This is a genomic window from Rubritalea spongiae (assembly GCF_042652385.1).
GTDB lineage: Bacteria > Verrucomicrobiota > Verrucomicrobiia > Verrucomicrobiales > Akkermansiaceae > Rubritalea > Rubritalea spongiae.
On record NZ_JBHSJM010000001.1, the window covers coordinates 323,787 to 346,993 of the forward strand.

Below are 23,207 nucleotides of genomic sequence, written 5' to 3' on the forward strand. Positions count from 1 at the left end.
TCGACACTGTAACTAACTACAAGGAACGCACTGAAGCAACATCGGCCTCAATCTGCGCTTTCAGCTCTTCAACCGACTCAAACTTCTGCTCACGTCTAATAAATTTGAGGAATTTAGCCTCAATCACGCGGTCGTATAAATCTCCTTGAAAATCAAATACATGTACTTCTAGCAAGCGCCGTGCGTCCTCCGTTTCAACTGTAGGACGACGCCCTAAATTCCCGATTGCTTTGAAACATGCACCATCAATCACCACTTCTAATTCCCAGACTCCATCTGGTGGAAGCTGCTCATTGTGCGCTACGACATTAGCCGTAGGATAACCTAACTGCCGAGCAAGTTGTCTACCTCGTTCCACTGTGCCTTGCACCGTGTAGTCTCGTCCTAGCATCTCCTTTGCTCCTGCTAGGTTTCCATCACGTACAGCCTGGCGAATCCGTGTACTGCTTACGCGCTCTCCTTGCACCATTACAGGTGGTGCCGCATCTACAGTAAAACCTAACTCCTCTCCCCACTCTCTGAGCCTCTGTACATTGCCACCTCTGGCTTTACCGAAAATCCAATCCTCGCCGACCGCAACTCGTTTCAGCATCCCAGCCGACCCCGCAAGAGTTTCAATGAATTCGCGCGCTTCCCTCTGAGCAAAATCGAGTGTAAATTCCTGCACGCAGAGGAAATCCACACCGAGATCTTCTAACAATTCCGCCTTGTGTTCGATCGATGCCAAAATCCGCCGAGGAGCACGCTCGGGAGCGAGTACACGAATCGGATGCGGTTCAAATGTCACTACTCCAGCCTGACCGCCTTCAGCTCGCGCCCCTTCGACTGCTAGACGAATCACCTCTTGGTGCCCCACATGCACGCCATCAAACACCCCGAGAGCTAGGTGCAATGATGCGTGTAGGTTTGAAAGTTCAGCTGTTGAATGGAAAACCTGCATCGGAGTGAAACTAGAATAGAAAATCTAACACGCAAATAAACTTACTCAGCCAGCATCTTTGCGATCTCATCAAGCTTGATCATTTTTTCGATAATTTGCTCGCGGCTCGCGACTTTGAGATCTTCTGTTTTAATCGCACGACTGAGGTCAAACTTGCCCGAACGCGTACGACGCAGCGCAATCAAATGCGCGCCACAGCCAAGACGTTGGCCTATATCATGCGCGTAAGTTCTTACGTAAAAACCTTTGGTACAATTGACTGTAAATTCTACCTCCGGCAACTCCACACGGTGGATCTGATAGTCCATCACTTTCACTGCACGCGGCTTACGCTCCACAGTGATCCCCTTACGAGCCAATTTGTAGAGCGGCACACCATTCTTTTTAATTGCCGATACCATTGGTGGAATTTGCTCAAAATCCCCTACGAAATGATTGAACGCAGCATCGACCTCTTCATCACTTAGAGGTGGAACCTCCTTCACCTCTTCGATATCACTTTCTTTATCCTGAGAACCAGTGGTTTCACCGAGCTTTAGTGACCCATTGTACACCTTGTCCTCAGACATCAATCTGTCTTGTAACTTCGTAGCTTTACCAATCACTAGCATCATCACCCCCGTCGCCATCGGATCGAGCGTGCCACAGTGACCAATTTTCTTAAAATTGAGCTGACGGCGCGTTATCGCCACAAGGTCGTGCGAGGTCATCCCCGAGTCTTTATCGACCACGAGAACTCCACTGGGTACTTCTTCTAACATGCTATTACTATTCCGAATGAGTGGTCACCGAAGCAACCGTGATTAAAGGTATTTTATTACGAGAAAAAATGAACACCGAAACCTACAAGATCTCGGTGTTTAGAAAAACACTATTTATATACCCAGTTATGCACATGCATCGAGACGCTTACGTAGTTCAGCGAGAACTTGCTCGCGTACGCCTTCTAAAGTTCCTTCAGTGCGGATGCCTGCTGCTAGCGTGTGACCGCCGCCACCAAACATTTTAGCGACTTCACAGACATCCACTGCCTTGTTCTTAGAACGCATGCTGACGCGGATCTGACCGTCCTGCAGTTCCTCAAAGAAAACGGCGATCTCTACACCTTGAATCGCACGAATCATGTCGATTAAGCCTTCACTATCTTCAGGTTTGAGACCGAGCTCCTCTTGTGTCTTGTACACCAATCTCCAATCAGCCAAACGACCATCATCAGCCATTTCAAGGGTATTAAGGAGTCGGCGCGTGAGCTCCACACGACGATACGGATGACTATCATATGTTTTCGCATTGATCCCCCCGACATCGAGTCCGCGACGCACTAGATCAGCCGCCATTTCGTAAGTTTCCACCGTAGTACCACTGTACTGAAACGACCCTGTGTCCGTAGAAACGGCAACGTAAATCGAGTCACGTGTCACGTCTGATAGAGGAAGCCCTTCCGCAGTGATGAAATTGTAAAGGATTTGACCAGTCGCAGGTGAGCTTGAATCGATAAAATTAAGATCTCCATATCCTGGATTCGACTTATGATGATCCATGTTGATCCAAAGCTTTGCCTTAGATGCAGCCTTGAGAGCATTATCGCCAAGGCGTGGCTTAGTTGCACAGTCGAGAGCAATCGCTACTTCCACATCAAGCTCCTCACCCTGTGGCTGAACAATACGATCCGAATGTGGCAAGAAAGCGAGGTTCTCAGGGAGACCATCTTCGTTGATGTAATGGACTGTCTTACCCATTTCCTCAAGTGCATGTCCTAGAGCAAGCTGTGAACCAATGGCGTCACCATCTGGACGAACGTGACTCATGATAATAAAAGAATTGTGCTCACGAAGAGCTTGGGCGATTTCAGAGAATGTGGCGTTGCTCATAGAAAAATAAAATTCAGAGGTTTCAAGTGAGCGGATTCTCTCCAGCAATAGCCTTCACGCAAGCGAAACTACGAACAAATACACACTAGTCGTCTAAAAGCTGCTGAAGACGTTCACGCTCAGCCTTTTTCATTCCCGCTACGACTAACTGATAGGAATGTCGCACTAACTCGACCAGCAAAGCATCGGGAGCACCTCCATCTAACACCACGGTATTCCAGTGACGTTTATTCATGTGCCATCCAGGCTTTACCCATTCGTATTGATCTCGTAATTCCAGTGCCCGATCCGGGTCACATTTTAAATTAATGCGCGATGGCACATCGTCTGGTTGCGTCACCGCAAATATCTTCCCAGCCACTTTATACACCAAAGCATCGGGTCCGAAGGGTGTCGTCTCTTCCACTTCGGGTAATGCCATACAGTAATCTAGAATTTCTTTTAAGTCCACTCGTCACCATTAACACAATTCGCAGTCTCATCCCGCTACAAATTCAACACAGCATTCTTTCTTCTTGCGAGAACACTCACAACTTCCTTTCATGAACTACAAATCTCCACACATCTTGTAGTCGCATATGCGCGCATTTACTGTTAGAGGTTTCTACACATTTAAAAAACATGAAGAAAACACCACTATACCTCGCATTCGGTCTCGCAGCATCACCTGCTTTTGCTCAAGGAGTTGACAAATCTGCAGCCAACTACAAGGAAGGCCCGATCAGCGACTACACCACCCTCATCGACCAAGCTCTCAGCTCATCCGCAGCTCCAGAGCTCCCTGAAGACCTCAACAAAGAAGAACTCTACAAAGTACTAGGTCTTGGCTCCATTAAATCATACGCACAGTCATCCACACCAGATGGCACTGAGTGGATCAATAAAATCCATCTCGATAACGGAGGTAATCATGAAGGGGTGTTTAAACTCTTCACTACAAGTAAACACAAGGGTCTCTCCGTTGCTGACATTGCCCCCGCTGGAGCAGACCTCGCTGGCCAAGTAAACTTCAACCTCGCTACTCTGGAGCCAATGCTCAAAGATATCGCTAAACTCAGCGGAGCTGAAGACTTAGCAGAAGTAGAGGAAGGCATGGCTGAAGAAGTCCCGCAGCTAGGCATGACAGGTTCCGATCTCCTCAAAAAACTCGACCTCCGTCTCAACTTCGTCCTCGACCTCGATGAAGCACAAAAAATCCCGACCCCATTCGGCGAACTCGACAAACCAAACCTCACTATCCGTATCGACGGTCTCAGCTGGATCTGGGAGAAAGTAGGACCAATGGTAATCGGCGGTAGTGGTCTTCCATTTGCTAAAACAGACGAAGGCGAAACTAGCACATACTCACTCCCTCCAGAAATGGCAGCTCAGTTCATGGGTTACTCCCCAGTTCTGAAAGTCGACAAAGCCGGCGACTTCATCTGGCTCAGCTCTACTGGTGACTTTTTAACAAAATGCTCAAACGGTGAAGACACACTCGCCCAAAGCGATGCTTTCAAAGCGACGATGGAAGACCTTCCTTCTGACGGTCAAATCTTCGGCTACGCATCTAAAAGCTTCTATAACTTCTTCGACAAAACAATCGGTAGCCTTGAAGAACAGGGAATGCTAGAAGGAGCTGATGAAATGACTAAAAACCAGCTCAATACCGCTCGGAAGCACATGACTAAAGTCGAGCACGGTGCGGCCCAAATCCTCACCACTGACGACAGTGGCATCCTCTGGGCTGAGCGCGGCGTCCAAACTATCGAGCAACAAATGCTCGAAGCTAAAAAAGCTCTCGATGCGCAAGCAAAGGCTGACGCCGAAGAAGCTGCCGAGGAAGCAGCAGCTCCAGAAACTGGAGAATAAGCTCTCTGAAATCCACCAATTAAAAAAGAAAGCCTCAGCTGATACGTTCAACTGAGGCTTTTTTAGATTTTAGAAGAAGGGTAAATTAATACCATTTGAGTGGATAGATTGTCGGAATGGCGGTGTTAATTTGGCCTTCATCTCAAGGCATGACGAAGGATTGTAGCAGGCTACATGACTGAGGAAAAACGCAGAAATGAAGGCCGAAGTAATGCCGCTCTTTATTGTAATCAGCTCCGCTGACTAGCGTTCATATCAAAATCATCCATTCCGACAATATAGCCGGGAGAATGATATAATACCACTTCGCAATTCAAATGAGGCAAACGACAGTGCAATTTGTTATGAAAGCAGGAGCCGTCACCACCGTTTTCGCGTAGCGCATTTCTTCAAGCTACCCAAAAAGTCATTAGTCTTTTATGTGAAGAGAGGTCAACTGGTAAGTTGAAGTCCCTTTCTATTTGGTTTGTGATGAAGTGTGTTGAACAACGGAATCTGGCTTTTATACGCACTCTTATTGAAGCTCTACTTGGCTTACGGTGCAGGATTGGTTCCGTTTCGTTGTTTAAAGTTTCAGAACGCTGCTCTCTCATTTACACATTCATGCATGTTGACGATATGCCCGCAGTCGTTCTGGAAAATCGATTTGTGTTGTTCATTGAAACTTGTTTTCGATAGCTGTTAGGCTGTTTTTGCTTTTAATGCCACAAGTGGCTGATAATCGATCTGCTTTTGCCAGAGTGTAAGCATAACCACACTCAACTTGCGTGCTACAGCGACGATCGCTTTGCGTTTTGCGATTCGTCCACCACGCTCTGCGATTCGCATACCATGCCTCTTAAGGTCGCTATCAGGGCTGCTTTTGCGCATGATATACTGTGCACATTGAACCAGTAGTGTTCGCATCTGCCTGTTGCCCGCTTTACTTATGGAGAGCTGCTTATCGACATCTCCAGATTGGTCTCTTCGTGGAACGAGTCCTAAATAGGCAGCTACATCTCGTGAGTTTTTAAAACGAGATGCATCATCTATAGCCAGAACGAAGCTAACCGCTGATAGAGCTCCGACGCCAGGTATTTGCATCAAACGCTTTGCTTCAGGGTGCATTTCAAGCATTTCCTCTTTGAGGTAGCGATCGGATTCTTTGATTTGCTCAGTCATCGTTTCAATCACTACGAGTAGCGGTTCTACTAACTCAAGTTTAGTTGGATATGTGGCGAGTGCTTTTCTTGCATAGCCTGCAAAACTTGCTGAACTAGGGGACATCAGCCGTACCCCAAGGCTTTTAAGGCTAAACCTAACAGAGTTGATGAGATCAACACGTCGTTTTACCAAGGTGTCACGCATCGCGATACGTTGGCGGTTTTCGAGATTATCAACCGACCCGTGCTCTATAGGGTACAGCAAGCTTGTATCAACGCGCGCGATCTTGGCGAGCATTTGGGCATCTCGTTTATCACTTTTGCGTTCGTTGCAATAAATGGCGCGTAGTTTACGCGCATTGGCGACAATGACTCTATGACCTCGGTCTTTGAGATAGTTGCTAATCCATGGGCTGTGAGTTCCGACTTCCATAGCGATGAGTGCATTGGGGTAATTCGTGCAGAGTGTATCGAGTCCTGCGTAGCTATTAGGAATAGTTTTTTCGACAAGGGTATCTCCATTCTTGTCTAGTACACAGATTTGATGTTTTTTATCACTGAGGTCGACGCCGACTACTGTTGCTTGCTTTGTGTTATTTTCCATAATGCATGAGCTTACCAGCAACCATGGCGCGGCCTCACCTCTCTTCTCATCCTATCTCATTTGGTGTTAGCCTTCTTTTCAAGCAAGCTACTCCCAGTCATTTCCTCTGGTTGAGCAACACCTAACATGTCGAGAAGTGTTGGTGAAATGTCAGCCAGAATACCATCCTTCACATTCACTCCCTCATGGTCCTCTGCCACATAAATGGCATGCACGAGATTGGTCGTATGTGCGGTATGCGGTGAGCCATCTTCGTTAATCAACTTCTCACAGTTGCCGTGATCAGCAGTGATCAAAAGCTTACCACCGAGACGCAATGTCTCCTCCACGATTGCCTGCACTCCTTGGTCGATAGTCGTACACGCCTTCTTACAAGCTTCAACGATACCCGTGTGCCCCACCATGTCAGGATTAGCAAAGTTAAGAATTACAAGATCGTAATCCTTCAAGCGTTCTACCAGAGTTGCGGTCACCTCTGGTGCACTCATCTCTGGTTGGAGATCATAAGTCGCTACAGATGGAGATGCCACAATCTGGCGATCCTCATCCATAAATGGAGTCTCGGCACCACCATTAAAGAAATAAGTCACGTGTGGGTATTTCTCGGTTTCAGCAATCCGCAGCTGGCTCAGTCCCGCATCAGCCACCACTTCACCTAACACGTTCTTCATGCTACTCGATGGGTAAACCACATCACATTCGTAATTCTCATCGTACTCAGTGAGTGTGAGGAAATGCGGATTAGGATTCACTTCTTTATCAAAAGCGACGAAAGCCTTCCCATTGAGAAACGCATTACATAACTGCCGAGCGCGATCAGCACGGAAATTAAACCAGAATACCACATCTTCATCCGTGATCCGCTGTTCGTCTGCATCAGCTAAAATAATGGGCTTGATAAATTCATCAGTCTCACCCGCTTCGTATTCCGCAGCGAGCGCATCACTGGCTTTGCCGTCAAATTTCTTGCCACGACCCAGTACTAAGGCGTCCCAAGCGAGCTTATTGCGCTCCCAGCGAGTGTCGCGATCCATCGCATAATACCGACCAATCACAGTAACAATTTTCGCTCCAGTTCCTTCGATATCCGTCTCTAACTTTTTAAGGTAATCCACACCACCAGTCGGGGAGGTGTCACGACCGTCCGTGATCGCATGAATCGAAATATTTTTTACTCCAGCCTCAGCCGCTGCTTTCACAAATGCAGCAAGGTGATCTTGGTGACTGTGCACCCCTCCATCAGAAACCAAGCCCATGAAGTGGAGAGTGCCCCCTTTGGCTTTCTCAAATGCCTTCTTTAAATTTTCGATATTTGGCATCTCACCATCATCGATCGATTTATTAATGCGCGTGAGGCTCTGATAGACAATACGTCCAGCGCCGAGGTTGAGGTGTCCAACTTCGGAATTGCCCATTTGCCCGTCGGGAAGGCCTACATCCATCCCTGATGCGCTAACAAAACTCTTCGGGTATGTTTCTAATAATTGATCGTGAAATGGAGTATCTGCGAGGAGTGTGGAATTGCCGTCGCGTTCTGCAGTTTCTTGACCGCCGGGATTCACTCCCCAGCCATCGCGAATAATAAGTACTACTGGTTTCTTGGCCATATAGTTGGTTTATAAATTCAATTGATCACACTGGCAACTGGGAACTGAAAATCCCCCGTACTTGCTACTTGCCACCCGTAAGCAGCTACTCCAACCTTCCGCCATGTACGGCCAACTTCTCCTTCTCGGCATTAAAGGAACTGAACTCTCAAGCAATGAGAAACACTACCTCAGTCGTATCCAGCCAGGCGGTTTTGTCCTCTTCGGACGCAATGTCGAGAGCCCCGAACAAGTGCGCGCACTCACAGACTCCCTCAGAGACATTTGCGATGTCCCTCCCATTATCGCCATCGACCAAGAAGGAGGACGCGTTACCCGCACCAAAGAAATCGGCAACACCCCACCATCTGCAGAACAGCTCCGCATCGCAGGCAAACCAGAATCACTCGCGTGGCACGGTATCCAAACTGGCCAATTACTCTCTTTGTTGGGGATCAATATGAATCTCGCGCCAGTATTAGACATTGCTTACGAGTCCGATACCGACAATGCACTCCGCGGTCGTTGTTACGGGCGTGATGCTCAAGAAGTCATTAACAATGCCGGCGTCTACAACCGCAACTTGCGCCGAATGAAAACCCTCACATGTGGCAAGCACTTTCCCTCGTGTGGACTCGCCGATGTCGACCCGCACCACAAGCTCCCGACATCCCATAAGACCAAGGAAGAACTCCTAGCCAGCGACCTCCTGCCTTACACTGCACTATGGCCAGAGATGAACGGCATCCTCACCGCTCACACTCATTTCTCCGAACTCGACCCCGAAACCCCAGGCCTTCCCGCTTCACTTTCCTACAATGTAGTCACCCGTCTCCTACGCGAGCAACTTGGCTACAATGGCCTCATCATGACCGACGACCTCGACATGGGTGCTATCATCAACACCTACGGCCGCGGCACCGATGTCCAAATGGCAATCAAAGCGGGCAATGACATGGCGCTCATTTGCCATCAAACAGATACCGCCGAAAAAGCACTCGAAGCCCTCAATGAACTCTCCCTCTTCGATGTCCAAGCCTCACTCAAGCGTGTACGAAAAGTGAAGAAAAAGCTACCAAAGTTCCCCGCTTTCGACCAAAAACGCTGGGACAAAGTTGACGAGGAAATCATGGAACTCCGTATCGAAGTCCTCGGTGAAGAAGCCGCGCGCGGTGACCAAAACGATTCCATCGCCAACTCCCGCAGCCCTGTCGAAGACTATTAATTTTACATCACTAATTTTAAATTAACACCGTGAGTTCATCCCGCACATCTGGCTCCGTAGCCATGGACGACTACCTCGAACAGATCCTCAATCTGATCGAAGAAAAAGGCTACGCCCGCCCCATCGACATCTCTAAAAACCTCGGCATTTCCCAAGCTTCGGTCACTAACATGTTGCGTCGACTAGACACCGAGGGGCTCGTGAACCACGAAAAATACCGCGGCACCGTGCTCACCGAAAAAGGCCACACCATCGCCAATGCCATCATCGAGCGACACGACACTCTCACTGAGTTCCTCCGTCTCTTCGACATAGATGAAGAAACGATCTACGCTGATGTCGAGGGTATGGAGCACCACGTCTCCAAGGCCACACTCGGCGTCATCACTACTCTCGTCGCCGAACTCAAAAGCGACCCAAAGCTTCTCGCCAAACTAAAGGCGAAGATTTAAGCCAAAGCTATACACAAAGTCCCTTGCCTATCGAGGCTAACGGGTGTATGCAGCTCGAGCCCATCATTCTAATCCGGGCACACAGCTATGCTTAAATGGATTCTCCAAAAAATCGTCGGTAATAAGAATCAGCGCGAGATCAAGCGCATGAACCCGATCGTTGCCAAGATCAACGAAATCGAGGAAGCACTCCAGCAAGAGTCAGAAGCTACTGTCTTAGCGAAAGTTACTGCGTGGCAGCACCACCTCCATCGCTATCTTCCACTCGACGCTCCGACTAAGCGCACCATCGAATCCTTAGATCCTGAAGCTCTCGATTCACTCGCAGAAATCCTCGAAATTCGCTTCGCCGACCTGCGTGATGAATATCCATCGCTGCCAAAAGTAGAAGCATCCCCAGAATCGATTGAAGCCGCAAAAGCTGCTTTCGCTGAAATCGAAGGAGAATTCCCAGCAAAGCGCGACACCTACCTCAAACAAATCCTTCCAGAAGCCTACGCAGTAGTCAAAAATGGTGCTCGCCGCATGTGTGGCCGCACAATTAACCTCGGCGGCAGCGAAACGACCTGGAACATGGTTCACTTCGATGTCCAGCTCGTCGGTGGTATTGCTCTTCACAATGGCATGATTGCCGAAATGCAAACGGGTGAAGGTAAGACTCTCGTCGGAACTCTCCCAGTTTTCCTTAATGCTCTCACCGGTCTCGGTGTACACGTCGTCACAGTCAACGACTACCTCGCACAGCGTGACTCCGAATGGATGGGCGCACTCTACCAGTATCTCGGCCTCTCCGTTGGTTGTATCCAGAACCAGCAACCTCCACAGCTACGCGCCGCCCAGTACCAGTGTGACATCACTTACGGTACAAACTCCGAGTTTGGTTTCGACTACCTCCGTGACAACGGCATGTCTTCCTCCAAGGAAGAGCAAGTTCAGCACGGTCACTATTTCGCGATCATTGATGAGGTCGACTCCATTCTCATCGATGAAGCGCGTACCCCGCTCATCATTTCAGGTCCATCCACAGTTTCAAATTCAGAGCAATACAATGTCTATAAAGGCGGCATTGAAGCGCTCGTGAAAAAACAAAACGTTCTCTGTAACGAACTCGCTGAAGAAGCTAAAAAAGCTCTCGAAGCAGGTGATGAAGCAACCGCCGGCCGCGCACTCTTCAAAATCAAACTCGGCCAGCCACGCTCCAAGCAACTCGCTCGCTTCATGCAGGATCCTGACTCCCGCCGTCTCATCGAGAAGACTGAGTTAGAGATGTATCAGGACACGCAGAAGAAAGACCTCTACGCGATCAAAGAAGAACTCTTCTACACCATTGATGAAAAAGGCCACGATGCCGACCTCATGGACAATGGTCGCAACTTCCTTGATCCGAACGATGCAGAAGCCTTCGTTCTTCCAGATCTCGCGGAAGCCTACGCTGATATCGATGCCGACAGTTCCCTCAGTGATGATGAAAAAGCGGCGAAAAAAGAACACATTCAGAGTCGCCTCGATGAGCAGGCGCAGAAGATGCACTCTATTTCCCAACTTCTCAAAGCATACTGTATCTATGAAAAAGACGTAGAGTACGTGATCGAAGAAAACAAGGTAGTCATCGTCGATGAGCAAACTGGTCGTAAAATGGCAGGCCGCCGTTGGTCCGATGGTCTCCACCAAGCAATCGAAGCGAAAGAAGGTGTGACTATCGAACGTGAAACGCAGACCTACGCAACGATCACCATTCAGAATTACTTCCGTCTCTACGAAAAACTCGCAGGCATGACAGGCACTGCTGAAACAGACGCAGCGGAATTCCACGACATCTATCGTCTCGACGTTCTGCCAATCCCAACCAACCGCCCTAACACACGGGTTGATGACAACGATCAAGTTTTCAAAACACGCCGTGAAAAGTACAATGCGGTTGTTAAGAAAATAGCCGAAGCGCAAGAGCGCGGCCAACCAGTTCTCGTAGGCACGGCCTCTGTCGATGCTTCTGAAACGCTCTCACGCCTTCTCAAGCGCAACAAGATCAACCACAAGGTTCTCAACGCGAAATTCCACGAACAAGAAGCAGAAATCATCGCCAATGCCGGCCAGAAAGGAGCTGTCACAGTTTCCACTAACATGGCTGGTCGTGGTACCGACATCAAACTCGGTGAAGGCGTTGCCGAACTCGGTGGCCTCTACGTCATCGGCTGTGAGCGCTACCCGTCACGCCGTGTCGACCGCCAGCTTCGTGGACGTTGTGCGCGTCAGGGTGACCCAGGTCTTTCCCAGTTCTTTATCTCTTTCGAAGACGATCTCATGCGTAACTTCGCAGCCGCGGACCGCATGACCACCATGATGGAACGCTTTGGCATGGAAGAAGGTGAAGCACTCGAACACAAATGGCTCAACCGCTCCATCGAAACAGCTCAGAAACGCGTTGAACAACGCGACTACACATGGCGTAAACGCGTTCTCGACTTCGACGATGTGATGAACATGCAGCGCGAAGTCGTCTACGGCTACCGCAATGAAGTACTCTCATCCGAAGATCCTCGTGAACTTCTCAACGAAGTGATCGAAGAAATGATCCCTGCGACCATTTATGAATTCATGGAAGAGCGCGATGAAGGAGCCCCAGATTACACAGAGCTTCTCGGTTGGATTAACTCCACCTTCCCACTCGCGCTCAGCATGGAAGAAAGCGGCATCCAAGATCGCAATGCCGACGACAACGCTGAGTGGCTCATCGCTGAAGTCAAAAAAGCCTACGAACTTAAAGTCGCCGATCAACCTGCAGAATACCTTGATCACCTCGAGCGTCAGATCATCCTCACTGCAATCGACCGTCTCTGGCAGGAACACCTCTACAACATGGACGCCCTCCGCGAAGGTGTCCACCTCCGCGCCCAAGGGCAAAAAGACCCACTCGTCGAATACAAGAACGAAGCATACGCACTCTTCGAGTCCTTGATGGATTCTATTAAAGCAGATGCTCTCGGCAACCTCTTCCGCTCCACCCAGAGCCTCGATCAGTTTGAGCAACTCCTCCAGAGCCTACCTCAAGACCTCGATGGCCCAAGTAACCACCCGACGACTCCTGAGATCAACCTCGGCCAAGCAATGGCATCCCAACAAATCGCTCTTAAACCAATGAAAAGCGATAAACCTGTGAAAGTCACTCTCCCTAAACGCAAGCCGATCGAACTCAAAAACACCAAAAAGAAAGATTAATTAAATTCATTTTAAAACTGAGCGGGATTTGAAATTATTTTCCAATCCCGTTGTTTCCTTCTTTTCAAAAAGCTGAATATGGCATTTAAAAATGCCAGACCAGTAGGACTCTTTTAACTGCAGATTCTCAACTAAACACCAATGCTCGGCATCAAATACCGCGCATCTCTACACAGACATGGCCAACCTCAATCTCACACTCAAAGTCTGGCGTCAAAAAAACGCAAATGACCGTGGTACTATCGAAACCTACGAAGCGAAGGAAATCCCAGTAGAAGCTTCCTTCCTCGAAATGCTCGACATCGTTAACGAGCGCGTCATCAACGACGGTGGCAACCCAATCGTTTTCGACCACGATTGTCGTGAAGGAATTTGCGGCATGTGCTCACTTACCATCAATGGTATCCCGCATTCCAAGGAACAAGGCATCACCACTTGCCAGCTCCACATGCGTAAATTCAAAGATGGCGAGACCATCTGGATCGAACCATTCCGCGCTAAAGCATTCCCTGTAGTCAAAGATCTCATCACTGATCGTAGCTCTTTTGACCGCATCATGTCCGCTGGTGGCTTCATCGACGTCCGCACAGGTGCCGCACCTGATGCGAACTCCATGCCGATCGAGAAAAAACTTGCGGATGAGGCTTTCGACGCAGCTGCATGTATCGGCTGTGGTGCCTGTGTGGCAGCCTGTAAGAATGCTTCAGCCATGCTATTTGTTTCCGCGAAAGCAGCGCACCTCAACAAGCTTCCCCAAGGCCAACCAGAGAAGACCAAGCGTACTCTCGCAATGGTTCGCCAAATGGACGAAGAAGGTTTCGGCAACTGCACGAACCAATACGAATGTGAAGCTGTCTGTCCTAAAGAAATCAGCGTCGACAACATCGCTAAGCTTAACCGTGACTACCTCCTCGCTTCTGCCAAGGACGGTCTCGCGTAAACTGAATTCCATTCCATTTCTAAAACACCTTCCCGCTCCCAGCTGGAAGGTGTTTTTTATGCAAGATCAGACGATCTTGTCTCCTCATTAGCCTTGCCCCACTCCTAACATTATGCACAGTGGTTTGAGTGAACCTGCCTAACTCTATCACCGTTCTCCGCCTCTTCTTAACGGCGATCTTTATTGCAGCCGCTTCTTTTGACGTAGCTTGGGCTACCCACATCGCACTCTGGAGTTTCGTGATAGCAGCGATCTCGGATTGGCTCGATGGCTATCTCGCACGCAAGCTCAACCTCGTCACCGCACTCGGGAAATTGCTCGACCCACTTGCTGATAAAATCCTCGTCTCAGCCGGTTTCATTTTCCTCTCCGTCCAAGGCTACTGCCCAGTCTGGGTCACTTGTCTCATCATTGGTCGTGAGTTTATGGTCACTGGCTTGCGCCAAATTGCCGTAGAACAAGGCGTCGTCATCGCCGCTGACAAACTAGGGAAATGGAAAACCACCTTCCAGCTAATCTTCGTCATTGGCTGTCTCACCGACATCAGCTTCAGCCACCTAAATGCAGCCAACCCAGTCGTAGGACTCTTTGTTTGGTTAGCCGCTCCTGAGCATTATATCATCCCCACCACAATGTGGCTAGCAGCCGCGCTCACTCTCATTTCTGGCTACAATTACATTTATAACAATCGCCAGCTCCTTCAGCACTAGAAAAGAGCGAACAAGTGCGCTCCTTCCATCGCTATGACCACTCTCATTGCAAATGCGCACATCATCTCCCCAGATTTCGAACTCCAGCATGGAGCTATCGCTCTTGAGAACGGCTTCATTTCAGGTGTTTACCGCTCTGACCAGCCAATCCCACAGGCGGACAAACATTTCGATGCCCAAGGCCAATACGCCTTTCCTGGCTTCATCGACATCCACGCCCACGGTGCCGCTGGAGCTGACCTCTGCGATAATGACCTAGAATCCATCCGTCACATTGCCAAACAAAAGCTCGCCGAAGGTGTCACCACTTGGCTTCCCACCACGCTCACTCAACCTCAGCAAATCCTGCTAGAAATTGCTGACAAATGTAAGCAATATCGAGCAAAACAAGAGTTCGTAAAAACTCCAGGAATCCACCTTGAAGGCCCCTACATTAACTCCAACAAAGCTGGCGCCCAGAACCCTCAACACGTCCGTCAGGCCAGTATCGAAGAGCTTCATGCAATCCACGCAGTCACTCCCATTTGTCTTCTCTCCCTTGCCCCATGTCAGAGAAATGCCATCCAGCTCATCGCTGCTGCAGATCAGCTAGAAATTCTCACCTCTGCCGCACATACCGAAGCTGACTATACTCAGATAGCATCAGCGAAACGAGCGGGACTCAGCCAGCTCACCCATTTTGGCAACGCAATGACTGGGCTCCACCATCGCGAGATCGGCACAGTCGGTGCAGGACTCCTCGATGATGACCTCAGCCTAGAACTCATCTGTGACGGCATTCACCTCTCTCCCGAATTCATCCAGCTCGTTTTTAAACTCAAATCCATCGACCGTATCCAGCTGATTACCGATTCAATGGCTGGCTCTTGGCTCACCAATGGAAGCTGTTCGCTAGGAGGGCTCGACGTCATTGTAGAAAACAAAGTCGCAAGACTGAAAAAAAGCGGAGCCCTCGCCGGCTCCACACTCACCTACAATCAAGGCCTTAAACTAGCCGCGGAATACACCAAGCTCCCGCTCACTCAACTCGTCAAAACCACTTCTCTGAACCAAGCCCAAGCACTCGGTTTCTCACAGCACGGGAAAATTGAAAAAGGCTTCACCGCAGACATCGCCATCCTCGACACAAACCTACTGCCCACGGCCACCTTCGTTGATGGCCAACAACGTTTCTAACATAACATAATCACCATAGTCGATACTTCTATAAAAAATATCGATTTTTTAGACAGCACCTTCGCTGTTAGCCTGCACTCATCATGAAAGCAATATACGCCTCATTCCTCCTGACTCCCTGTCTCTCCTTAGCCCAAGCTTCCGACTTACAGTCCCAGTTAGAACAAGGAGCCTTCCCCCAAGCGATCGAACAATACGCTCAAACTTCCGACAATCAAAGCAAGTTCGTCAACGCTATTTGCCAGCTCGGATCGAGTATCGAAAACCTCCAACAACAACTCTACACCTACGGCTTTGGTGTAAACAGCCGCACCATAGGTCTTCGCAACCAAGCCCCCATTGCACAAAATCCGAACCCAGAAAAGATTGATTACACCAAATTCCGAACCATCATTGAACAGTTTCATAAGAACCTCCATGCGATAGAAAAAACGCTCACCACTCTAGGCGACGACGATTTCTATCTGCCGCTCGACCTCACCAAAGTACGTTTCGATGTCAACCAAGACGGCAAAAGAACAGAACTCGAGTCCTCCATGGCACTCTTCCTTCAAATCAATTCACGCCGCCCCGTTTCCCAACAACAAGCAGCAGAATTCGATCAATTCGACGGCACCATTGGTTTCGACCGCAGTGACCTCATTTGGTTAAAAGGCTACGTTCAGGTAAGCCTCGGCCTAAGCGATCTCGTCCTCGCTCACGACTTTGAACAAGCCTTCAACGCCATTTCGAACAATCTATTCCAAAAGCCAAAAAACACTCTAAATGCACTTGGTGCAAATGATGAAAACTACGGCGACATCGCCAACCTCATCGCAGCCCTCCATCTCGCAAAAATGCCAGTGAATGAGCCCGAACGCCTCGTACAATCGCGCCAGCATTTGCTCAATATGGTTACCCTCAGTAAAGCGATGTGGGAATCTGTCCTAGCTGAAACCGATGACCGTAAAGAATGGCTTCCATCACCCAAACAAAACTCAGTTACAGGTATCACAATCACTGCTGAAATGGTTAAAGACTGGCACCTCTTCCTCACCGAGTACGAAGCCATTCTCAACGGCGAAAAGCTCATTCCTCATTGGCGCTTTAAAGAAATGGGAATCAACCTCAAGCGCGTGTTCGAAGAAAGCAAAGAAACCGACGTCGTATTATGGATCACCGGCCACGCCGCGGTCCCCTACCTAGAAAAGGGCGAACGTACCAAGGACGACCTCTGGCGACAGCTCAACCAAACTTTCGAAGGAAACTTTTTAGGGCTCTCATTTTTCATCAACTAGCACCATTTGATCTGTACCAAGATTTGAGCGCTAAAAAATCTGACTTGCCGAAAGCTACCACCTACTTTATTGCTCTACCTATTGATGCGCTCTCTTCTTGCCATATTCACCCTCTGCTTCTTGGCTTCGCTCCAAGTCGCTAGTGCGTGTAATGGTCACGGTATCAGCCATCTACACGAAGAACATATCCACGTTGAAAAGTCGAATGATGGCGTCACCGATGTCATCATTCTAGTCAATGATCACCATCATCACCACGATAACTGCGACTGCATTTGTCACGACAGTGAGCCCGTAAAACTGAGCTCTCTACCCTCTCCCCGCATCGATATCGAAACTCCAGAGTTCGTCGAAGTCCTTCAATGGAGCCGGCTAGCCGACTTTGATGCCCGCTCTAACAAAGCTCCTCCCATTGCAACCAACATCTCTCTTCCCCCTCCTTCGGCTGCTGAACTCTGCTCACAGCACTGCCGTTTTCTTCTTTGATACTCCTACTTGAATAGGAGACCTGTACCGCATTCTTGATTTTGCGGCACCGTCTACACCAGCTCTCACCTCTTTTTCGTGAGAATCCCACAGCGGATCTGCCGTTATTCCCCCTTAGACAAACAATTTCTAACAATGCCATAAGTCGCATTGCATCAAAGATTATGAAAAATTTCACCATAGCCACGACACTCAGTGGCGCACTCGCACTAAGTGCCTGCAGTTCCACTCCAGAACTCATCATAGCCAAACCTGAAGCTGCTGACCTCAGTCTAAGCAAGGACAGTCCAGTCAACCAATCAGCCAAACTCAAGCTGTGCGATATCGCCACGCGCGTCAGCTCGAACAACCCGCAACTCCGCGCGGCAAGACTACGCATCCAAGAAGCGCAAGGCCAAGTCGTTCAAGCCGGTAGACTATCCAATCCTGAACTAGAATTTGATCTCAATAAAAATGTCAAAACCTCGGAAGGTGGACTCGAAGTCACATTCGCCCAACGCTTCCCCATCACCAATCGACTGCGACTAGAGAAACACATCTCAAGCCAGCAACTCGCCATCGCGAAAGAAGAAATCAAAGTCGCTCAACGAGCCCTGATTACTCAAGCGCAAATCCTTGCTGTCGAAATCATTCACAAGCGTCAAAGCGCGGCGTACCTCAAACAACAAAGCGCAATTCTCAACCAATTCGCCAAACACATTGAAGATTCAGTCCAGGAAGGAGTTCTCTCTTCACTCGATGCCAACCAAGCGAAGGTCGAAGCCGTCACCCTCGAATCTCAGCTCGATCGCGTACGCACCGAAGAGGATATTCTCCTCAATAAACTAAAAGCCTATATCGGCGTCGATCCAGCACGACCACTCCAACTTACCGGGAGCTTGCCAACACTCAAAATGCCCAGCGCGACACTCATCTTGGGCAATCGCCCAGAGTACCGTGCAAAACTCATTGAAATCAATCAATCCGAGCAACAAATCGCTCTCGCTAAAGCCAATCGCTACCAAGATGTCGAAGGTCGTATCTTCACCTCTGTCGATCGAGAAGAAGATGCCCCAGAAGGACTAGAAACGGAAGGCTCCGTCGGCGTCGGTGTCAGCGTTCCTCTGAATTTTTACAATAAAAACGAAGGAAACATTCAATCGGCCCGAGCTTCTGCCACGCGTATTGTGAAGGAAAAAGAAGCTCTCGCTCTCGTAATCCGACAAGAAGTCGCTACCCAACACGCTGAAATGCAAAGTTGGCTCAATCAAACGCAAAAGCTCAACAACAGACTTCTTCCCTTGGCTGATGACAATGCAGAGCAATTAGAAAAAGCCTACAGCAACGGCCAAGCTCCATTTACTTCCGTACTAAAAGCACGGAGCCAACAGCTCGCTCTGCAGTCGCAAAACCTCAGTAACCAGCAAGCATTCCATACTGCTCGTGTGCGTTATTTTGCCGCGATTGGCCTAGAGAAATCCAGCTTCTAACACGCTCCAACCATTTTATTTCAAAAGAATATGAAATCCATTTTTATGATCGTGAGCGCTGCATTGCTCACATTCACAAATGCTGAAGAAAGCATTGATGCCACCAACACTATCATCCTCTCCGAGCAAGGTGTCCAAAACCTCGGGGTGCAAACAGTGAAAAGTCAAAAGTCTTCATTCCAGCATACAGTCTTCGCTATTGGCCACATCCAACCCATCCCTAACAAACACGCCGTCATCAGCACGCGATTCTCAGGACGCGTTGTCCAAACACCGCCCATCGTCGGTGACATTGTCAAAAAAGGAGAAAGCGTACTGAAAGTCGAAAGCCGCCAACCTGGTTCCCCCCCTCCAGTAATCGACGTCGAAGCCCCGATGAGCGGCGTCATTACTGAAAGCCATGTCACCCTGGGTCAGCCAGTAGAGCCAGCACAGGAACTCATGGACATTGTAGATCTCAAGCAAGTTTGGGCAGTCGCCAGCGTTCCTGAAAGCCAAGCATCTAAACTCAAGCTCGGAGCCACCGCACACATCAAAGTCATCTCTCTCGGTGATGAAGCATTCGAAGGCAAGCTCATTCGCATGGGCTCAGAAGCCAATCACGAATCTGGCACCTTGGAAGCTATCTTCTTGTTAAAAAATCCAGAGCTCAAGCTCCGTCCTAACATGCGAACCGAGTTCTCGATCATTCTATCAAAACGCGACGATGTCATCTCTATCCCACGCGAAGCACTGCAAGGTGACTTAGCTGACCCATATGTCTTCGTGAAGCATTTTGATCTACCAAATGCCTTTGTGAAATGCCCCGTCGTTGTCGGCGAGCGCAATGACCGTTTTGTCGAAATCAAATCTGGTATCACCCGTTTTGATGAAGTCGTCACCCATGGAGCCTACTTTTTGGGATTCGCCCAAGGAGGAGGAATCTCGCTTAAAGAAGCTCTCGATGCTGCTCATGGACACGAGCACAACGAAGATGGTTCCGAGCTCACCGCCGCACAAAAAGCAGCGCGCGATGCCGAAGCCCAAGGACCGCAAAAAGAAGCAATCTGGAGTTCTCCTATCGTTCTCTTTCTGAGCATTTCCAATGCTGTCACTTTAGGACTGCTGCTCATCGTAACCCTCAAGAAGTCGGGCCATGTTGAATAAACTCATCAGCTTCTCGCTAGGGCATCGGGCGATCATTCTCGCTCTCGCCTTCCTAGTCCTAGCTCTCGGCTTTCAGAAGACGATCAACCTCCCTGTCGAGGTTCTTCCCGACCTCACAAAACCGACGGTAACCATTCTAACCGAAGCCGACGGACGTGCACCTGAAGAAGTCGAACAACGCATCAGCATGCCTCTCGAACGCGCTCTCATGGGCGTCAATGGTGTCACCCGAGTCCGTTCTACTTCCGACATAGCGCTTTCTCTCGTCTTCGTCGAGTTCGACTGGGACACCGACATCTATGCGGCACGCCAATTCGTTCAAGAACGACTGCAGTCAGTAGAACTCCCTGATGGCGTCATTCCCTACATGACACCAGTCGCATCTCTCATGGGTGAAATCATGTTAGTTGGCATCTCCTCAGAAGATGGAAGCACGCAGCCAAGCGACCTCCGCACCTATGCTGACTGGACCGTGCGCAGAAAGCTTCAGAGCCTACCTGGTGTCGCCGAAGTTCTCTCCATGGGCGGAGGAATCAAACAAGTACAGGTTTTACCAGATCCTAACAAACTGCTCAGCCACGGTGTCACATTTGAAGAACTCCGCGAAGCAGCAAGCCAGGCAGCAAGCACTTCTACTGGTGGATTTATTTCCTCCGAAGCGCAGGAAATCATGATCCGCAACCTCGCCATGACTACCGACCTAGAAGAACTCGGTAAGACAGTCATCAAGATGTTAGATGACCGACCTGTTACCATCAGCGATGTCGCTACCGTACAATGGGGTATCGAACCCATGCGTGGCGACGCCGCTGTCAATGGCCGCAAGGGAGTCATCATGAGCATCACAAAGTCGCCAGGCTACGACACGATCAAGCTTACCGAGCAAGTAGAAGCAACGCTTGAAGAACTCCAAGAACAAGCGCCATCTGGTGTGCATCTGGAACCTCTCTTTCGTCAGAAGAGCTTCATTGATCTCGCCATTGATAATCTAGTCGAAGCAATCCGCGATGGCTCCATCATGGTCGTCATCGTTCTCTTCATCTTCCTTTTCAATGTCCGTACAACATTAATCACCCTAACAGCCATCCCGCTTTCCTTCGCAATGACAGCAGTCATTTTCTCTATAATGGATTTGAGTGTGAATTCGATGACTCTGGGCGGTATTGCCGTAGCCATCGGTATTGTGGTCGATGACGCCATCGTCGATATTGAAAATGTATTCCGCCGTCTACGCGAAAACGCATCACTCAAAACACCACTGCCTCGCCTCGAAGTCATCGCGAAAGCCTCTGGCGAGGTGAGAAATTCGATCCTCTACGCCACGCTTTTCATCATCATGGTCTTCATTCCGCTACTCAGTCTGAGTGGTGTCGAGGGTAGGCTTTTCACTCCTATTGCCATCGCCACCATGGTCAGCATGGGAGCATCGTTTGTTGTCTCACTTACTGTGATTCCCGTGCTCTGCTCGCTTTTCCTCAAACCTAAAGCGGGAAAAAAACATACGGAAAGTTTCATCGTCCGAGGTATGCAATGGTTCTTTGAACGAACATTCCTCGCTCTCTCTCTCAGAGCTCCAGCCTTCGTGATCGCCGTTGCTATCATTCTCTTAGCAGCCACCGCCATGCTTTACACGAAACTCGGTAAAGAATTCCTCCCCGAGTTTAAGGAAGAAACCATCGTCGTCGCTATGACCGCCAGCCCTGGCACCTCATTGGAAAAAACTAGTCAAATTGCTGCCGTCGTCGACAAGCTATTGTTAGATATGCCCGATGTAAAATCGGTAGGACACCGTGTAGGTCGAGCAGAACGTGGTGACCACGTCGTGCCTGTGTCGACCGTTGAATTCGATATCGAGCTGCAAGAAAACGACACATCTCGAGAAGAAATTAACGCCGAGATCCGTCAACGCATCAGCAGCGAGAATCTTCCTGGAACCTTCAGCGTCATTTCTGGCCCACTGAAAGATCGCATCGGTCATATGCTCAGTGGTGTCTCGGCTAAAGTCGCTGTGAAAATCTTCGGCCCAGACCTAGAAACCCTGCGCCAGATTGGAACAGACATCCAAAAAGTGTGTGAAGATATCCCAGGATTGGAAGCCGCCAGTATCGAACAACAAGCTCCGATTCCCCAACTCCGCATCGAAGTCGACCGCGACCGAGCGCTCGCATACAACTTCCGACCAGCAGAAGTAAATCAAAAGCTCTCGACCCTATTAGGTGGCGCCACCGTCACTGAGCTTTTTGAAGGTGAACGTACAATAGATATGGTCATGCGTCTTCCTGCAGAATGGCGTGAAGATCCTGAAAAGCTCAAAGACCTCATGCTCACGAACCGTTCAGGTCAGCGCGTCCCGCTCAAGGCAATTGCTGAAATTCGCAACGCAAAAGGACCCAACGTCATCATGCGCGAGAATACCCAACGGCGCTTCGTAGTAAAAATTAACCCAACTGAGCGCGATCTGGAATCGATGATCACCAGCCTCCAACAGGGCATCGATGAAAAGGTCATGAACAAGGCTGCTTACAAAAACTACTGGGTCAGCATCGAAGGAGCATACCAAGCCCAACAAGATGCCTCCAAACGTATTTTCATCGCCTCAACCATTGTACTCTTAGTTGTAATCCTGCTGCTTTATACCTACTTCGGCAGCCTCAACTTTGCGATTCAAGTGATCTGCGATATCCCTCTCGCTTTGAGCGGAGGTATTGCCTTCACTTGGATGACTATCAACAATATTAGCATCGCCACACTCGTTGGCTTTATTGCCGTGGCTGGAATTGCTGCGAGAAATAGCATCATGCTGCTCTCGCACTACCTCCATCTGATGAAACACGAAGGAGAGAGCTTTGATCGAAAAATGATCATCCGTGGTACCAAAGAACGCCTCGTCCCAGTCCTCATGACCGCACTCTCTGCTGGTTTGGCTCTCATTCCTCTAGTTCTAGCAGGCGATCAGCCAGGTAAAGAAATTCTCCACCCTGTGGCCATCGTAATTACTGGCGGTTTGGTTTCTAGCACCTTGTTAGGACTCATCGTAAACCCCGCTGTCTTCTATCTCGTTGGTCGCAAAGCAGCAGAAAAAGCTCTAGCTAACAACTCCCCCGCTGTTGGCTAAC

18 protein-coding genes are annotated in these 23,207 nt (G+C 49.3%); 12 read left to right on the forward strand and 6 right to left on the reverse strand.

Annotated features, from left to right (window positions below; all coding sequences use genetic code 11):
- Positions 1-16: 16 nt before the first annotated feature.
- The 4 genes from ACFPK9_RS01705 to ACFPK9_RS01720 all read right to left on the reverse strand — a co-directional run bounded on the left by ACFPK9_RS01705 (position 17) and on the right by ACFPK9_RS01720 (position 3,232).
- Positions 17-940, reverse strand: a complete 924-nt coding sequence (locus tag ACFPK9_RS01705) for a bifunctional riboflavin kinase/FAD synthetase (RefSeq protein WP_377092800.1) — start codon at positions 938-940, stop codon at positions 17-19.
- A 41-nt stretch (positions 941-981) separates the two neighbouring features.
- Entirely contained in the window at positions 982-1,701 is a 720-nt protein-coding gene (gene truB, locus ACFPK9_RS01710; RefSeq protein ID WP_377092802.1) for a tRNA pseudouridine(55) synthase TruB, read from the reverse strand.
- Between the two features lie 126 nt (positions 1,702-1,827).
- The gene (locus ACFPK9_RS01715; RefSeq protein ID WP_377092803.1) at positions 1,828-2,811 is read right to left on the reverse strand and encodes a DHH family phosphoesterase; all 984 of its coding nucleotides are present in this window, start codon (positions 2,809-2,811) and stop codon (positions 1,828-1,830) included.
- Between the two features lie 85 nt (positions 2,812-2,896).
- On the reverse strand, positions 2,897-3,232 hold the full coding sequence (locus tag ACFPK9_RS01720) for an MmcQ/YjbR family DNA-binding protein (protein ID WP_377092804.1): 336 nt from the start codon (positions 3,230-3,232) through the stop codon (positions 2,897-2,899).
- Between the two features lie 200 nt (positions 3,233-3,432).
- Here ACFPK9_RS01720 and ACFPK9_RS01725 point away from each other — a divergent pair, with 200 nt between their 5' ends.
- Positions 3,433-4,662 carry a hypothetical protein gene (locus ACFPK9_RS01725; protein WP_377092805.1) on the forward strand — a complete coding sequence of 410 codons (1,230 nt, stop codon included), beginning with the start codon at positions 3,433-3,435 and terminating at the stop codon, positions 4,660-4,662.
- Positions 4,663-5,343: 681 nt separating this feature from the next.
- On the opposite strand, the gene ACFPK9_RS01730 is transcribed toward ACFPK9_RS01725, so the two are convergent.
- On the reverse strand, positions 5,344-6,408 hold the full coding sequence (locus ACFPK9_RS01730) for an IS110 family RNA-guided transposase (RefSeq protein ID WP_377092807.1): 1,065 nt from the start codon (positions 6,406-6,408) through the stop codon (positions 5,344-5,346).
- A 56-nt stretch (positions 6,409-6,464) separates the two neighbouring features.
- On the reverse strand, positions 6,465-8,015 hold the full coding sequence (gene gpmI / locus ACFPK9_RS01735; protein WP_377092808.1) for a 2,3-bisphosphoglycerate-independent phosphoglycerate mutase: 1,551 nt from the start codon (positions 8,013-8,015) through the stop codon (positions 6,465-6,467).
- 103 nt (positions 8,016-8,118) lie between these two features.
- On the opposite strand from gpmI, the gene nagZ reads away from it, so the two are divergent.
- The 11 genes from nagZ to ACFPK9_RS01790 all read left to right on the forward strand — a co-directional run bounded on the left by nagZ (position 8,119) and on the right by ACFPK9_RS01790 (position 23,206).
- Positions 8,119-9,219, forward strand: coding sequence for a beta-N-acetylhexosaminidase (gene nagZ / locus ACFPK9_RS01740; RefSeq protein ID WP_377092809.1), 1,101 nt, complete (start codon positions 8,119-8,121; stop codon positions 9,217-9,219).
- A 29-nt stretch (positions 9,220-9,248) separates the two neighbouring features.
- Positions 9,249-9,671: a transcriptional regulator MntR gene (gene mntR, locus ACFPK9_RS01745; protein WP_377092810.1), complete on the forward strand. Its 423-nt coding sequence runs from the start codon at positions 9,249-9,251 to the stop codon at positions 9,669-9,671.
- A gap of 87 nt (positions 9,672-9,758) precedes the next feature.
- Positions 9,759-12,887 (forward strand): preprotein translocase subunit SecA, encoded by a 3,129-nt coding sequence (gene secA, locus ACFPK9_RS01750; RefSeq protein ID WP_377092811.1) that lies wholly within the window; start codon positions 9,759-9,761, stop codon positions 12,885-12,887.
- A 178-nt stretch (positions 12,888-13,065) separates the two neighbouring features.
- Positions 13,066-13,827 carry a succinate dehydrogenase/fumarate reductase iron-sulfur subunit gene (locus ACFPK9_RS01755; RefSeq protein ID WP_377092812.1) on the forward strand — a complete coding sequence of 254 codons (762 nt, stop codon included), beginning with the start codon at positions 13,066-13,068 and terminating at the stop codon, positions 13,825-13,827.
- A 128-nt stretch (positions 13,828-13,955) separates the two neighbouring features.
- The gene (gene pgsA, locus ACFPK9_RS01760; RefSeq protein WP_377092813.1) at positions 13,956-14,537 is read left to right on the forward strand and encodes a CDP-diacylglycerol--glycerol-3-phosphate 3-phosphatidyltransferase; all 582 of its coding nucleotides are present in this window, start codon (positions 13,956-13,958) and stop codon (positions 14,535-14,537) included.
- 33 nt (positions 14,538-14,570) lie between these two features.
- Positions 14,571-15,713, forward strand: coding sequence for an N-acetylglucosamine-6-phosphate deacetylase (nagA, locus tag ACFPK9_RS01765; RefSeq protein ID WP_377092814.1), 1,143 nt, complete (start codon positions 14,571-14,573; stop codon positions 15,711-15,713).
- A gap of 83 nt (positions 15,714-15,796) precedes the next feature.
- Entirely contained in the window at positions 15,797-16,990 is a 1,194-nt protein-coding gene (locus ACFPK9_RS01770) for a hypothetical protein (RefSeq protein ID WP_377092815.1), read from the forward strand.
- An 84-nt stretch (positions 16,991-17,074) separates the two neighbouring features.
- The gene (locus ACFPK9_RS01775) at positions 17,075-17,476 is read left to right on the forward strand and encodes a hypothetical protein (protein ID WP_377092816.1); all 402 of its coding nucleotides are present in this window, start codon (positions 17,075-17,077) and stop codon (positions 17,474-17,476) included.
- 164 nt (positions 17,477-17,640) lie between these two features.
- Positions 17,641-18,945 (forward strand): TolC family protein, encoded by a 1,305-nt coding sequence (locus ACFPK9_RS01780; protein ID WP_377092818.1) that lies wholly within the window; start codon positions 17,641-17,643, stop codon positions 18,943-18,945.
- Between the two features lie 30 nt (positions 18,946-18,975).
- Positions 18,976-20,091: an efflux RND transporter periplasmic adaptor subunit gene (locus ACFPK9_RS01785; protein WP_377092819.1), complete on the forward strand. Its 1,116-nt coding sequence runs from the start codon at positions 18,976-18,978 to the stop codon at positions 20,089-20,091.
- Positions 20,081-23,206, forward strand: coding sequence for an efflux RND transporter permease subunit (locus ACFPK9_RS01790; protein ID WP_377092820.1), 3,126 nt, complete (start codon positions 20,081-20,083; stop codon positions 23,204-23,206). Before ACFPK9_RS01785 ends, ACFPK9_RS01790 begins: the two co-directional genes overlap by 11 nt.
- Position 23,207 lies beyond the last annotated feature (1 nt).